Origin of the sequence: Granulicella sp. WH15 (assembly GCF_009914315.1) — a bacterium.
Lineage (GTDB): Bacteria > Acidobacteriota > Terriglobia > Terriglobales > Acidobacteriaceae > Edaphobacter.
The window spans coordinates 3,445,511-3,458,319 of record NZ_CP042596.1; the positions used below are offsets into that span (position 1 = coordinate 3,445,511).

Here is a 12,809-nt window from a genome sequence, read left to right on the forward strand (position 1 = left end):
TCGCAACCATCCCTCCCCCGCGGCATCTACGCTGTAGGGGAGGGATTTTTTATGCCCGACAACAAGCAATCCGCCGTCTTCGACATCCACGCCATCGCCGACAACTTTCCGGCCACCGCCGAGACGATGCTGATCGACACCCGCCTGACCGACGAGGCCGAGGCCAGCTCCCGTGTCTTCCGCATCTACCACCCCACCCCGGCGCACTACCACGCCACCTGCGACGAGTACCTCTTCGTCGTCTCGGGCCGGGCGACGTTCTTCCTCGGTGACAGCGACCCTTTCGAACTCGGTCCCGGCCAGCTCATCTTCTTCAAGAAGGGCACCATCCACGGCACCCCGCAGATCCTAGAAGAGCCCTTCGTAGTCTTCTCGGTGGACACCCCGCGCCGCGACCCCGGAGACATCATCTTCGTCAACCCAGCCGACGGCACTCCCGCATCCTTCATCCAGAGCAAGGTTCTTTACTAGGCTGAGATGCGGCTTTGACCGCTGAGAAACTCTTTCTTACTAATCAGCGATTGTCTCTGCTGTTGCCTGTTTTCTTGGTTGTCATTCAGGAGCTAAGCGGAGGAATCTGCTTCTGTCGTTGTCGTTGTTCTTGCCTATGCCGTTGTTGTTGCATCTGGGGTAGGTCCGGGCTTTAGCCCGGACATCAAAAACATGCACCAATGCGGGCTTTAGCCCCCGAGGTATGCTTTCTTCAAAAGAGCAAGACGTCCTGCCGGACGGGCCTCCTACGCGGAGGGCGGTCACTTCGTGACTTTCACACTTGTCTCGGCTGATTAAAAGCAATAGTCCTCCCGCTGGTCGGAAACAAAATGCTCGCTTCCGACCAACGGGAGGGCCTCAGAAGATCATTCCCCTATACCACCCCGAGAACAGTACGAAGTACCTACCAGGGAGCGTTTCGCCCAGGTGGAAGTACCCGCCCGTAGGCCCATCCTCAGGCAGCGTCGCCAGAGTCACCTCGGTCTTCGCGCCATCCACCACATCCATCGGCGCGGCGTCCGTACCCAGATCCGTCTTCACCCAGCCCGGATGCGCCGAGTTGACCTTGATCTTCGTGTCCTTGAGCGCGTGTGCCAGGTGTACGGTGTACGCATTCAGCGCGGTCTTCGACGAGTCATAAGCAAACATCTTCGCGTCATAGATCGGCGAACCCGGCAGCGCGTGCAGCGTCAGCGAGGCCAGAATGCTCGAAACATTCACGATACGCCCGGCCTCGCTCTTCTCGAGCAGCGGCAGAAACGCATTCGTGACGTTGATGACCGCGAAGAAGTTCGTTTCGAACGTCTTCCGCAGGTCGTCTTCCGAGACGGTGGTGGTGCTGTTCCCGCCCAGAGACTCCGTGCTCATGCCCGCGTTGTTGACGAGGATATCGAGCACGCCATACTCCGCTTCGATCTTGTCCACCGCAGCCTGAATATCGGCGGCATCGACCACATCGAACTTCACGGCGACGGCATCGACACCATCCTTCTTCAGCTCCGCAACCGCAGCCTCGCCCCTGCCCAGGTCACGCGCTCCCAGAATCACGGTAACGCCCAGCTTGCCCAACTGGCGCGCCGTCTCCAGCCCAATCCCTTTGTTTGCACCGGAGATCAGCGCAATCTTCTTCTTCGCTTCAGCCATTGCAGTCACCTCGTTTTTCAGAAACACCTATGAGATGAGCCTCGCACGGAAACGTTACAGAATCGTGCCTAAGCAGCCGGAGTTCCGGCCAACCCCAGCAAGTCCGCCGAGGCCTGCATCGCCGCCAGGCAGTTCCCGACGTGCTCCTCCACGCTCAGCCCCAATAACTCAGCCCCGTTGGTGATGTCCTCCCGCTTGACCGCGCGGGCAAACCCCTTGTCCTTCATCTTCTTCTTCACACCCGCGACCTCCACGTCGAAGATCGACTTGGTCGGCTTCACCAGTGCACACGCGGTCAGAAAGCCCGACAGCTCGTCACAGGCAAAGAGCGCCTTATCCAGATGCGTCTCGGGCTTCACGCCGGAGTAGTCCGCATGGGCCAGAATCGCGTGCAGCAGCGTCTCCGGCCACTCCCTCTCGCGCAGGTACGCCACCCCGACAAACGGATGCTCCTCCGGCGTCGGATGCCGCTCATAGTCGAAGTCGTGCAGCAAGCCGGTGGCAGCATAAAGATCGGTCATAAATGCCGTGGCCGCAGCATCGAGTCCCAGCCGCTGCGCCTCCTTCAGCCCATAAGCCTCGGTGCAGCAGGCCACCGACAGCCCATGCTTCCGCAGAGACTCGCCCGCCGTCCACTCCTCCATCAACGCCAGCGCCCGCTCGCGCAGCAGACCATCCATGCCACTTCCTCCGTAACAAATCCTTCCAACGTTGTATATCACCTCTTCCGCTGTTAACCACTGTGGTTCAACTTCCGGCGTTCTCCGGTTTTCTCCGGCAATCACCCGATATTCCCCCTTGACTCCCTTGATACCCGGTGTCACTCTAGGCACATCACATGCTTCCGTTATCGGACGTGTGCTGCGGACCTTGCTCTGGCCTCCGCCCGCTACACACAACTTATGGCAACCATGATGGCGTCGGTTGAACAACGCGAAGTCCTGCGCTGTGACCATTGCAGCCTCGTGCAGTTCCGCACAGCGACGGCGATATGCCGCCGCTGCAAGAAGGGCCTCGAGGTCGAGAAGCCCGAGCCGGTCGCGGCAGCGATCGCGCTCGTTCCCGCCCAGGCAGCTCTTGACTCCGGCCCGCAGGTAGCCGCGGCCGTCCGCGACCTGCGGCACGTTCGCAACCTGAGCCAGCGTCAGCTCGCGGCTCGCATGAACGTCCCCCGCACCTACATCAGCAAGATCGAGAACGGCAAGGCCATGCCTACGCTGTCCTCGCTCGACCGTCTGGCCAAGGCCCTGCAGGTGGATATCTCCGCCCTGCTGCGCGACGCCAACACCCGCCACTCCAACGAGACCGCCATGCTCATGACGGACCCGTTCCTGGCCGAGATCGCGGCGTACACCTCGCAGCTCGACTCGCTGCAGCGGTCCATCTTCCTGAACCACGTTCGGGAGCTGGCCGCCGGTCGCAAGCGCACGGCCTGAGCCTGTAAGCTGTAGTCAGTACGACCTCCAAGGCCGCATCCCGCGGGGTGCGGCCCCTCTCCTGCCTGCTGTTCTGCTGCTCTCCTCCCTGCCTTCGGTTGCCCATTCATCCCCAATTCTCACGCCCTGCATTATGCTAGTGTGTGTACCGCGAGAGGCACCCCGTTGCGCCCAGTCCCCCGCCGCCTGCATGAGCTTTCTGCTGAAGAAGCCTGCATCTACGGCCAGCTCGATCCCGAAAAGATCCCCGAACACGTCGCCATCATCATGGACGGCAATGGCCGCTGGGCCGGAAAGCGCGCGCTCAAGCGCTTCCTCGGCCACCAGCAGGGTGCAGAGAGCGTCCAGTTCGTCGTCGAGACCGCCAGCCGCATCGACCTGCCCTGGCTGACGCTCTACGCCTTCTCGCTCGAGAACAACCTCCGCCGCCCCAAGGCCGAGGTTACGTTCCTGATGAAGCTGCTCAAGTCCTACCTGGTCGGCAACGTGCGCCGCATGAACGACAACAACGTCCGCATGGCGTACATCGGCCGCACGGCGGGCCTGCCCAGCGAGATCCAGGACACCATGCAGTGGGCCTCCGAAGCCACCGCCCAGAACACCGGAACCACCCTGACCCTGGCGCTCAACTACGGCTCCCGCGCCGAGATCGTGGACGCGGCCCGCAGCCTGCTCTCGAACCTGATCGCCGAAGCCAACCAGCGCGGCTGTTCGCTCGAAGACCTTCTGGCCGTCGATGGCCTCGACGAGCGTCTCAATGAGGCCCAGCTCTCGCAGCACCTCTACACCGCCCACATGCCCGACCCCGACCTCGTCATCCGCACCTCGGGCGAGCAGCGCATCTCCAACTTCCTGCTCTGGCAGATCGCCTACTCGGAGATCTTCGTCACCGACCGCCTGTGGCCCGACTTCCGCGGCCTCCACCTGCTCGAGGCCATCGCGGCCTACCAGCAGCGGGAGCGCCGCTTCGGCGGCCTGGGCGAGGGCACCGACGAGCATCTCGAAGGCCGGGACGACGCGCTCGAAACACCGGAGAGCATCGCGGCCGAACTAGCCCAGCGCTAACCGCTTCCTTCCCTCCTATCTTCTTCCGGCACAACCTGCTGTAACCTGTATCCTCATCCATTACGCATGAAACGCATCCTTACAGCCATTGTCCTGATCGCCGCCGTCGTCGCCCTGGTCTTCTTCGGCCCGCTCTGGTCGCTGACGGTCGCCTCCGCGCTCGTAGCGGCCCTGGCCTCCATCGAGTACCGCGGGCTGGTCCACAAATCGGGCGCGCAGATCCCCCTACCCTGGCTGCTGGCCGCTACCGCCACCGTCTTCGGCGTCACCATGTACCTGACCGATGCCGAGCTGCCGATCCTCTCGCTGCTGGCCTTTGCCCTTTTCGCCTGGGCAGGCTTCCGCGCGCCGCTCGACCGTGTGCTGCCCGACACGGCCTACGGCCTCTTCGCGCTGATCTACATTGCCTACCCGCTCACTCTGATCCCGCTCATCAAGGCGCACGAGGACGGCATCGGCCTGTTGGTCTTCCTCTTCGTCTGCGTCTGGTCGGGCGATATCGCCGCGCTCTACATCGGTCGGCTCTTCGGCAAACGCAAGCTGGCTCCCCGTCTCTCTCCAGGCAAGACCTGGGCTGGCTCGGTCGCCTCAATCGTGGCCTCAATGGGCTTCGGGACGGGCATCTATTACCTCGGCCAGTATCTGGCAATCCATCGCGACTTCACCGCATTGCACATCGCGATGCCGGTCTGGCAGATCGTCTTACTAGCCGCTTTCCTGAACATCGCCGCGCAGCTTGGCGACCTGCTGGAATCAGCGATCAAGCGCGGCGCAGGCGTCAAGGACTCGGGCACGATGCTGCCCGGCCACGGCGGCATCCTCGACCGGATCGACGCTCTGCTGCTGGCCGCCCCGGCCCTCTGGTACGTGCTGATGCTCCGCGACTGGCAGACCCTGTTCCGCTAAAGCAAGAAACACACGAAGCGTCCAAGACCGCACGAAGTGCCGCCCGCCCGGCGCAAGGGCGCTGTTGCCGTTGCCTGTTTTCTTGGTTGTCATTCAGGAGCGAAGCGGAGGAATCTGCTTCTGTGAATACAGAAGTTAAATGACAGTGCGGGATACGGCGGGCGAAGGCGGGAAATGACGGGATAGCGCAATAGCGGCGCGGGTTTTGTAGCGAAAACGGCATCGAAACTGCGAGGCGGAAATACAGGAATTATTTGACAGTAAACGGGTGCTGTCGCTTGGATGGGAGGGCTAAGTTGCTGATTCTGCGTAAAAATCCTAGCGACAGCTCCCAATCCTAGCGACAGGCTACATTTGGGTGCGGCTCAGAATGTCAAAGATCGCATGAAATGCGCAATTGGCGCGGGTTTTAGTGCGGTGAAATCCTAGCGACAGCTCCCAAAATGGTCGATTTGAGCAAAAATCCTAGCGACAGGCAGTTTCGCTTTCTTGTCGCCAGAAATTCCGCGGTTGGTCTCCGAAACTACGGCAAAAACTGACTGATGAACTTGGCCAGTTCCGGCCCATACCGATTCGTGAAAGCGGCATTGCTCCAATGAATCTCATCGCTCTGTGTCATCGCTGCGAGGTTGGTTGCGTTGATCCCCGACGTTAGCAACAAGCTGAGGTAGGGTATCCCCGCAGCGTTGCACTCCTGCTGCATTGCGGTGTCCACCGTGACGGCTTGAGCATACGTCCCGTGCGCCGTATAGCTGGGGCCGACCATAATCAATCGCGCAGTGGGATTTGCGGTCAGAATTTTGGTGATGGCATTGTTGATGTAGCCGTGAAGCGACGAGGCTGCATAAGTATCTCCGAGCGAGCCGATAGTCTCGCTTTCCACGTCGTTCGTGCCTAGCTCGATCACGATCACACTTGCCGTTGATAGGGCCTGCGTTAGTGTTTGACCCACTACACAGCCCGCAAGCTCCCAGGTACCTGTGGGTGCGCAAGTGGTAGTCGTTCCGGTTCCGTCGCCGCCAAACTGGGAAAATACGTTATTCCAAGGACGCCCTGAATTGGCGTCCTGATAGACCAAAGTACCTCCGAGGCTGCGAATCAAGTTGGGAACCCACAGATTTCCATAGGTTCCCTGGTAGCTGTCACCAAACAGCGCGACGGTCGGAGGCGTTGCAGCGGCGAACATTGAGGTGGGAGTTTGCAGGAACGGGATATATGTGGCTGAACCGCTGGCACCAGGCAAGAACATCTGGGTAGGCAACAGTGAAGTATCCATGCTGATCCGCACTTGTGTGACCCCTGTCGGAATCGTCACTGTGTAGTTTGCTCCGATGGATGCGACGAGAGCTGCCCCCGACGACATGTAGGTGCCGGTGGGGCCGAAATAAGCAATGGCGCTATAGCTGGCGTTGCTGGTAAGAGGAGCCAGCGCCAAGGTCCATTGCTGCCCTGGTCGTACTTGGATGAACGCTGATACGAAGAACCCCGTCACCGAGCCTATGCTTCCATTGGCCATTATCGCGGAGTTTGGCGTGATCGTTGCTTGGTTGAACGCGTTCCGCTTGGCCGGGAGATAACTCTCCACCAACTGCTGAATCCCCTCCGCATCGGTCGCATTAGCAAGCGGAAAGGTCTTCGCATCAATTACGTTGGTTGGATACGTCCCGAATGCCTGATAACCACCAGGTGGGAGAGTAGGCCCATTGACGACCATCAAAGCCGGGGTGACGGTGTCGGGGCTACCGACGTCTTTTGTTGTTACCCGCTCAAGGACCGCCCCTATAGGGATCGTAAAGGGAACATTCGCCGCATAGCCGGTACTGTCTCCAGAGAGAAAGTGTTGCGACCCATCGTAATATGCAATTCCGGCGGCTGATCCGGTGTTGCCGTACAGCGCTTCGTTGGCAGTCATCTGGCCTCCAGCATTCGCGGCCATAAAGCCGCTGGAATGGTAGCCAGGGATGGAAGTCTGAATTGTGCCGTCCGCAGTGCTTACATATCCCGGAACACTAGTATTCACGTTATACAGATTGGCAGTCGTTGGGAGCGCAGCAGCAAATGCAGCAGTGGCGCTCGGGAGGACTGACAACTTTGAGTCAATGATGTTGGTTGGATACGTCCCGAATGCCTGATAACCACCAGGCGGGAGAGTAGGACCATTGACGACCATCGTAGTTGCAACAGCAGTCGTGTTTACAGTGACGCGGATGAAGGCCGCAGTGGACGGAACCGTAAACGTGCCACCGCTCGTAAATCCAAACGGAATCGCAGATATATAGGTTTGGTTCTGATCGAAAAAAGATCCTCCGGCTAAGGCTCCGTTACTCTCAAACATGGCCGTTACGGTCATCGAGCCGCCGGAATTGGCCGGGATGAAATCGCTAGCCGAAGTCCCAGCGTTGGTGCCAATCACTCCCGTAGCCGTGCTGATGTATGAAGCAGCCGTGACAGTAGCCGGATTGAACAGATTGGAGGTGAGCTGCCCTCGGGTTCTGATCGCGGAGAGCGCGGGAAGGGATGCCACACCAGCCGGTCCCGGAGCACCAGCAGCAGCGACCAACCCCCAATTGGTCGAATTGGTCGCAGGGTTGTTCGCCAGATTATTGGGCAGTAAAGAGATATATGAAGCACCGCCATTCTGGACGATCGCGCCTACCCCATACGATGTAGCAGCGGAGTATGAACCTTGATAGTTCAGCGGCGATAAAGGCGAGTAGGAGCCGTTCAGGCATGTATAAGCAACGGGAGAAATATTCGATAGAAAAATCGAAGGCCCGGTGCATTTACCAGGGACGCCAGCGCCTTGACTCAGCGCGGATGATGGCGCGACAGATGCAGAAGCGGCTGGCGCATAGCTGTCCAGCGGATAGGTAGTGCCACTTACATTGGGGACTGCCTTGAAAATAATCGGCGGTCCTTGGGGAATATTCGTGGAACTAAGTACCTGGATGGCAAAGTTATAAAAGATCGGACTTGTTGCGTTCGTATGATTTGCGTCAGGGATGGAAAGCGGAGCAAGTAGACCCGCTGTGACCGTCGAGCACATTGGCCGACTTGGGATAATCAGGCCCCAGTTCGGAGCGGAGACTGAGACGGGATTGCCATAAACGTCGGCGGCAGTCGCGCAGATCGTCGCATTGGGAACAACGCCGCCGCCAGATAGCAATTTGGCAAGCGTGACGGAGGTAGTGTAATTAGGTGTCTGGGCGTAGGCCGGGGAGATCAGTAGGCTCGCAAGGATCAGCAGACGTGAGAGGAATCGCATACTGCCATGCTGCTGCGATTCAACCAGTTATTACTTTACGGATGTACTGCCCTGCGAGCTTGTTCCTCGGGCCATCTGGTGCAGCGATGCAACGTAGCGTTCGAATGACGGGCGATAGATTCGCCAGGGAGATCCGGGCTGATTTATGAGGATCTGATAAGCGACCAGTGTGCCCGACTCGATCAATGCGCTCACAGTGGGGCTTGAGCAGTCCAGCACCTTCATCACCAGGCCGACACCGACCGTCTGCTCTTTCGGGAAAGGCAACAGCTCCTCATCGCGGCGACGCTTGCGCCCTGGACCGAGAGGCGAGCGCGGGATCGAGATTGCATAGTGGACGCGCAGCCTGTCGCAGTAGTCGACAACGGAATCGTATTCAATTCTCCAGCACGTCGGACGGTCCATGAGGTAATACGCACGGAACAACTCTTTTTCGAGCATCCGCCGCATCGTGATCCGTGAGACGTCGAGAATCTTGCTTGCGCGGTCGACGTCGATCGTCGCCGAAGCCTGGAACGGTAGAGCAAGTTTGGGTTTGAATTCAGCAGTCTCTTGGGGAAGATCGAAGAGATCGAGTTGAGGCGCAGTCATGGTTAGCTCGCAGTTCTCTCCTTGTTGGCAGGGTTAGGGTTGAGTCGCTTGAGCGCCCAGTGGATGCGGTTCGCATCGCCGAGCGTAAGGATGGTTGTGCGTCCCTTGTTAGGACCGCGTGGTGAGGCCAGAAACGCCTCCAGGCGCGTCCGATCCCAGCCGAGGCGGTCAAGGTCGCGCTGGATCATACGAAGCTCACCTTGGCCGACCAGCGTATTTTCTGCATGGATCTGGTCGCGGCGTCCTTCTGTGCCAGCCTTCTCGCCATCGCGCCGCGTCTGAGGACGGCGCTTGGTCTTTGAAGGCACCTTCACGCCGAGGGTGCCCTGAAGAATGTCGATAAGACGCTTCGCTTCCTCCAGGGTCAGGTCATTGAAGCTGGCGACCTCGCGGCGAATCATCTTGCTGGCCCAGCTCATCCGCGCCTCGCGTGACGCGCCGGGGCAATCGAGAGAATGACGCTCGAACTGGGCGTAAAGGATCTGGAGGCGCTGACGCTGAGCTGGGGTAATGGACTGAGGAATCATTACCGCGACCTCAAATAGTAGAGATGGAACTTCCGTCCCGCCTTGGTCAGTGTGATGATGTCCCCGTCTAAATATGCAAATCCGGTTGCAAGGAAGTACGCCACTTGGCCTTCGACAGCGCTGCCGGGATAGCGATACAAGTACTTGCATAAATAATCGAGGTTGAATCCGGGCGTTCCTATCGAAAGCGCATGGAGAACTTCCCACTCGATCTCGTCAGGATTTACGTGGCCTTCCTCGCTTTGGCTTGCATCCGCCGTTGCAGTTGGCGCAGTTGCAGCCGTCCGCAGCGGCGACGAGTCTACGAGCTGCTGCCAGGTCGCGGAGACGGCTCGCCCGCTTTCGTTCGTTGTAGTCGGCTGCTTTGTGCTTGGCCCCGCAGAATCGTGAGGTGCCTTTGACGAGTTCGCTGCAACCGGGCCGCTGGCATTGTCTTGCCATCTATCTCTCTTCTCCTGGTGAAGCTTTGCTCCGAGCAATCCGTAACCGGCGATATCCTTGAAGGGTGACTCGCCAAAGGCATCCTCGTCCGTCGCAATCCGCACCTGCTTATCGAAGATCCGAACCAACAGCAGCGCGACGTCCATGCGCTCAGGAGGCACACCGTTGGGATAGAGAAGGCGCATGAACTCGCCGCACTTCTCAAAGCTCGATCCATAGGCCGTGTTCTTTTCGTCTACGAGCTCCCCGATCTGGGTGCCGAGCTCACGATAAGTGGTCATGCTAGTTCCTTTCGTATTGCAAGTGTGGGGGGAGTCTCCAATCTGTGGTCTTGCACTATCCGCACTCTCAGCCGGAGCTGCAACATGACTCGCATCTCATCCGGCCCACAGTAGAAGCCGTCGGTTGCTTTGCCTTCGAACCATCCTTCAAACTCCTGTGCCTCGAGTCCATTTGCCAATACACGTAATGCTGCGGGTAAGTCAGCTTTCAGCATTTTGGCCATCATCTCTGTATCGAAGAACGCACGCTCGCGGTTCATCGTCCTCCGCCTTTCAGTGCTCGTGCTTCTTTCTTGCGTCGCCGCGCGCCCTTCTTGGCCGCTTTGGACCGTCTCATCGCGCCTTCGATAAACTTGTCGGGATCATTTATTAGCAGTTGCATCCTTGCCTGTGCATCAAGCGCACTCCCCATCCTTTTTGCATTTCTCACGAGTTCAAGTAATAAGTCCTCGCGGTGCAGCCAACTAAATCGAGCTAGAGACTTCGCGAGATGGATGAGACCGCTCTTCGAAACTTTTTCCAGCTCCGTCTCAAGTTCGGTTTTAGGACCGTACATGCCCGTCTCCTTTGCTCTCCGGAAGTTTGATCCGAGTGACGCGAATGCTATCCAAGCACTTCGTCCAGTTTTCTACGCCAATATCGCTGCCTCCATTGCGGCAGACCTCTCTGAGTTCGAGATATCGGGCGCGTGTCCGCATGAATACCTTGTGAGCCTCTTCTCTTGTGGCGAAGCCCGTACCGTATGAACTGTGCCAGGCAAGTCCATCCTTATAAAGGCGCAGAGTAGACGCCCCCTCCATAATCATCCAGACCCAAGCGGTAGCCATCAGCTTTGCCCCTCCTGGCTGAGATCGAGCCGGAGCTGGTGCAGGAGGTTGTCGATGACCTCTCGGCCTCCGCGCATCGCGGCTACGACGCGCAGCATGGAGGTGGCCTGGTGGAGCATCTGCGCGGTGGACTCGATACTCTCCTCTTCGGTTGCGACCAGGTAGTAGCCGCCCGCCTCCGAATCACGCGACGCGCCGAGCTGCACGCCAAAGTTCAACCGGAGATCCTGCACGATGTCCTTGAGTTCTCGCGGCGTGAAGTTCATCGTTCGTGCGAGCGATTCCAGGGAGACTGCCCGGCTTTTCCCCTGGTGAGAGCGCAGCAGTTGCAGGAGGCGAATATGTCCATGCCGGGGAGTCCACTTGCACCTACGGCTTTCGATTACCTCGTCAACGCGGCGAAGGACTTTGTCGGCGAAGGTCGTGAAGAGATCATCCTCAACCGGAACGGTGCGAGCGGTCTGGTGCAGAGTGCGCTCGAAGTCGAGATCAATAGCCATCGTGTTCCTCCTGGTTGGTGCGTTTTTTGTGGGTTCCAGCACGCGGATCGCGAAGTAGGTCCACGCATAGGTCGTAAAGCCAAAGACCCGGTGTTCTGTCTCTCCCGGCAGCGCCCTGCATCCAGCGATGCGCTATGCCGGGGAACCGACGATCAATACGCTCGAGCCGCTTCCAGCAGTCCGCGCAAAATACATAAGCCTCCCGCTTTGTCACACCGCACGCGCAGGTGTCCGATATCGCGTTTGCATACAGCGCGGCGCTCACATCGGCCAGCTCCGGATTGAGGCAGAATTCATTCATCGCGCAGCCAGATATATGACAATGAGCGAGGTAAGATACCCGACCTGTTTGCGCAGATCGGCAATCGTGTTGTGGGTAGAGATGTCGATCTTTCGGGCGAGATGCACCAGTTCGTGCATCAGCCCGTCATCGGCAACATGGAGAATTGCGAGATATTGATCGTCAGCGAGGTAAATGGCCAGCATGCAACCGTGGAGGCATCCAAGATAGTCGCCGCGGTCGAAGCATTCGAGAGGAGAGTCTCCGGCCTTCCAGCCATCAAAGCTGAAGACCGAGCCTTTGGGAGTCCGGTAATAATTAGTCTTCCCGTCTCCTCCCAGATATTTGGAGATCGAACGCGGCGATTCGATGGATGCAGTTACGACAGCAGGATTGATTGTTGCCACCGGACGCCACAACATTGGATTCAGGCGAATATTCTCCTGCGAACCCCAAGAGGCGACAGTGCCGTCAGTCCAGCCCTCGCCATCAGAATCTAAGTGTTCGTGGAAATAGCCGTAATTGAGGAAGAACGTTCCATCGGCACCTTTGCAGACCATCTCGATTGTGATTCCCGTCGACGGTGCGGTCTCCATCGTGCGCCAGAGAACGGTGTGATGATTGGCTGCTGCGCGAATCGCATCCTCGCGAGTCTCGCCGATGCCTAGGGAGACGTCCACACTCCAAAAATCCGGGGCCATCAGTCCGGCGACGTGATGCGTGAACATCTCCGGCCATGCGCCTCGGATGATTTTCTCGATGTCCTCAATCTTCGGACCTTGCTCTGGCATCGCTATCTCCTTGAGTGCCTCATTTTCCGGTTCGTCATCGCTTTCGCATTCCTTGATCCACCAGTCGCATAGAGGCTCGTTCGGACAACTGATGTAACGCCCATAGCCTCCATAAGCCAATCCGAGGCCGTGGTCCTCATCGGTCAGTAGCGTGCCGCACTTTGGGCAGTGCTCGCTATAGTCGTCATGAATGACCTGGACGGGGCCACCGCGAATCTCACTGGGCATCGTCAGGCTCCTTTCACGACGCGAAGCATGAAGCCT

Annotated in this window: 14 protein-coding genes; 4 read left to right on the forward strand and 10 right to left on the reverse strand. The window is 58.6% G+C overall.

What is annotated here, in order from left to right; translation table 11 throughout:
• Positions 1-51: 51 nt before the first annotated feature.
• The gene (locus FTO74_RS14250; RefSeq protein ID WP_162538740.1) at positions 52-471 is read left to right on the forward strand and encodes a cupin domain-containing protein; all 420 of its coding nucleotides are present in this window, start codon (positions 52-54) and stop codon (positions 469-471) included.
• 378 nt (positions 472-849) lie between these two features.
• Here the strand turns inward: FTO74_RS14250 and FTO74_RS14255 are convergent, their stop codons facing one another.
• Both FTO74_RS14255 and FTO74_RS14260 read right to left on the reverse strand, forming a co-directional pair.
• On the reverse strand, positions 850-1,635 hold the full coding sequence (locus FTO74_RS14255) for an SDR family oxidoreductase (protein WP_162538741.1): 786 nt from the start codon (positions 1,633-1,635) through the stop codon (positions 850-852).
• Positions 1,636-1,703: 68 nt separating this feature from the next.
• A complete protein-coding gene (locus tag FTO74_RS14260) occupies positions 1,704-2,315 on the reverse strand; it encodes an HD domain-containing protein (protein WP_162538742.1) in 612 nt (203 codons plus the stop codon).
• A gap of 222 nt (positions 2,316-2,537) precedes the next feature.
• On the opposite strand from FTO74_RS14260, the gene FTO74_RS14265 reads away from it, so the two are divergent.
• The 3 genes from FTO74_RS14265 (at position 2,538) to FTO74_RS14275 (ending at position 5,042) form a co-directional block, all read left to right on the forward strand.
• Positions 2,538-3,071 (forward strand): helix-turn-helix domain-containing protein, encoded by a 534-nt coding sequence (locus tag FTO74_RS14265; RefSeq protein WP_162538743.1) that lies wholly within the window; start codon positions 2,538-2,540, stop codon positions 3,069-3,071.
• 165 nt (positions 3,072-3,236) lie between these two features.
• Positions 3,237-4,136, forward strand: a complete 900-nt coding sequence (locus tag FTO74_RS14270; protein ID WP_174242230.1) for an isoprenyl transferase — start codon at positions 3,237-3,239, stop codon at positions 4,134-4,136.
• Between the two features lie 66 nt (positions 4,137-4,202).
• Complete coding sequence (locus FTO74_RS14275; RefSeq protein WP_162538745.1) at positions 4,203-5,042, forward strand: CDP-archaeol synthase; 840 nt, start codon at positions 4,203-4,205, stop codon at positions 5,040-5,042.
• Between the two features lie 523 nt (positions 5,043-5,565).
• On the opposite strand, the gene FTO74_RS14280 is transcribed toward FTO74_RS14275, so the two are convergent.
• The 8 genes from FTO74_RS14280 to FTO74_RS14315 all read right to left on the reverse strand — a co-directional run bounded on the left by FTO74_RS14280 (position 5,566) and on the right by FTO74_RS14315 (position 12,773).
• Positions 5,566-8,307, reverse strand: a complete 2,742-nt coding sequence (locus FTO74_RS14280) for an SGNH/GDSL hydrolase family protein (RefSeq protein WP_162538746.1) — start codon at positions 8,305-8,307, stop codon at positions 5,566-5,568.
• 30 nt (positions 8,308-8,337) lie between these two features.
• Positions 8,338-8,898 (reverse strand): hypothetical protein, encoded by a 561-nt coding sequence (locus FTO74_RS14285; RefSeq protein ID WP_162538747.1) that lies wholly within the window; start codon positions 8,896-8,898, stop codon positions 8,338-8,340.
• 2 nt (positions 8,899-8,900) lie between these two features.
• The gene (locus FTO74_RS14290) at positions 8,901-9,425 is read right to left on the reverse strand and encodes a hypothetical protein (RefSeq protein ID WP_162538748.1); all 525 of its coding nucleotides are present in this window, start codon (positions 9,423-9,425) and stop codon (positions 8,901-8,903) included.
• Positions 9,425-10,147: a hypothetical protein gene (locus FTO74_RS14295; protein ID WP_162538749.1), complete on the reverse strand. Its 723-nt coding sequence runs from the start codon at positions 10,145-10,147 to the stop codon at positions 9,425-9,427. Before FTO74_RS14295 ends, FTO74_RS14290 begins: the two co-directional genes overlap by 1 nt.
• Positions 10,144-10,407 (reverse strand): hypothetical protein, encoded by a 264-nt coding sequence (locus FTO74_RS14300; RefSeq protein WP_162538750.1) that lies wholly within the window; start codon positions 10,405-10,407, stop codon positions 10,144-10,146. Before FTO74_RS14300 ends, FTO74_RS14295 begins: the two co-directional genes overlap by 4 nt.
• Positions 10,404-10,703 (reverse strand): hypothetical protein, encoded by a 300-nt coding sequence (locus tag FTO74_RS14305; protein ID WP_162538751.1) that lies wholly within the window; start codon positions 10,701-10,703, stop codon positions 10,404-10,406. Before FTO74_RS14305 ends, FTO74_RS14300 begins: the two co-directional genes overlap by 4 nt.
• A gap of 270 nt (positions 10,704-10,973) precedes the next feature.
• Positions 10,974-11,474: a hypothetical protein gene (locus FTO74_RS14310; protein WP_162538752.1), complete on the reverse strand. Its 501-nt coding sequence runs from the start codon at positions 11,472-11,474 to the stop codon at positions 10,974-10,976.
• A 297-nt stretch (positions 11,475-11,771) separates the two neighbouring features.
• A complete protein-coding gene (locus tag FTO74_RS14315) occupies positions 11,772-12,773 on the reverse strand; it encodes a hypothetical protein (RefSeq protein ID WP_162538753.1) in 1,002 nt (333 codons plus the stop codon).
• Positions 12,774-12,809 lie beyond the last annotated feature (36 nt).

What these genes read in the sequence shown, in the direction of transcription:
- FTO74_RS14250 (WP_162538740.1), top strand. Translation starts at nt 52, where the DNA reads ATGCCCGACAACAAGCAATCCGCCGTCTTCGACATCCACGCCATCGCC.
- FTO74_RS14255 (WP_162538741.1), bottom strand. Translation starts at nt 1,635, where the DNA reads ATGGCTGAAGCGAAGAAGAAGATTGCGCTGATCTCCGGTGCAAACAAA.
- FTO74_RS14260 (WP_162538742.1), bottom strand. Translation starts at nt 2,315, where the DNA reads ATGGATGGTCTGCTGCGCGAGCGGGCGCTGGCGTTGATGGAGGAGTGG.
- FTO74_RS14265 (WP_162538743.1), top strand. Translation starts at nt 2,538, where the DNA reads ATGGCAACCATGATGGCGTCGGTTGAACAACGCGAAGTCCTGCGCTGT.
- FTO74_RS14275 (WP_162538745.1), top strand. Translation starts at nt 4,203, where the DNA reads ATGAAACGCATCCTTACAGCCATTGTCCTGATCGCCGCCGTCGTCGCC.
- FTO74_RS14280 (WP_162538746.1), bottom strand. Translation starts at nt 8,307, where the DNA reads ATGCGATTCCTCTCACGTCTGCTGATCCTTGCGAGCCTACTGATCTCC.
- FTO74_RS14285 (WP_162538747.1), bottom strand. Translation starts at nt 8,898, where the DNA reads ATGACTGCGCCTCAACTCGATCTCTTCGATCTTCCCCAAGAGACTGCT.
- FTO74_RS14290 (WP_162538748.1), bottom strand. Translation starts at nt 9,425, where the DNA reads ATGATTCCTCAGTCCATTACCCCAGCTCAGCGTCAGCGCCTCCAGATC.
- FTO74_RS14295 (WP_162538749.1), bottom strand. Translation starts at nt 10,147, where the DNA reads ATGACCACTTATCGTGAGCTCGGCACCCAGATCGGGGAGCTCGTAGAC.
- FTO74_RS14300 (WP_162538750.1), bottom strand. Translation starts at nt 10,407, where the DNA reads ATGAACCGCGAGCGTGCGTTCTTCGATACAGAGATGATGGCCAAAATG.
- FTO74_RS14305 (WP_162538751.1), bottom strand. Translation starts at nt 10,703, where the DNA reads ATGTACGGTCCTAAAACCGAACTTGAGACGGAGCTGGAAAAAGTTTCG.
- FTO74_RS14310 (WP_162538752.1), bottom strand. Translation starts at nt 11,474, where the DNA reads ATGGCTATTGATCTCGACTTCGAGCGCACTCTGCACCAGACCGCTCGC.
- FTO74_RS14315 (WP_162538753.1), bottom strand. Translation starts at nt 12,773, where the DNA reads ATGCCCAGTGAGATTCGCGGTGGCCCCGTCCAGGTCATTCATGACGAC.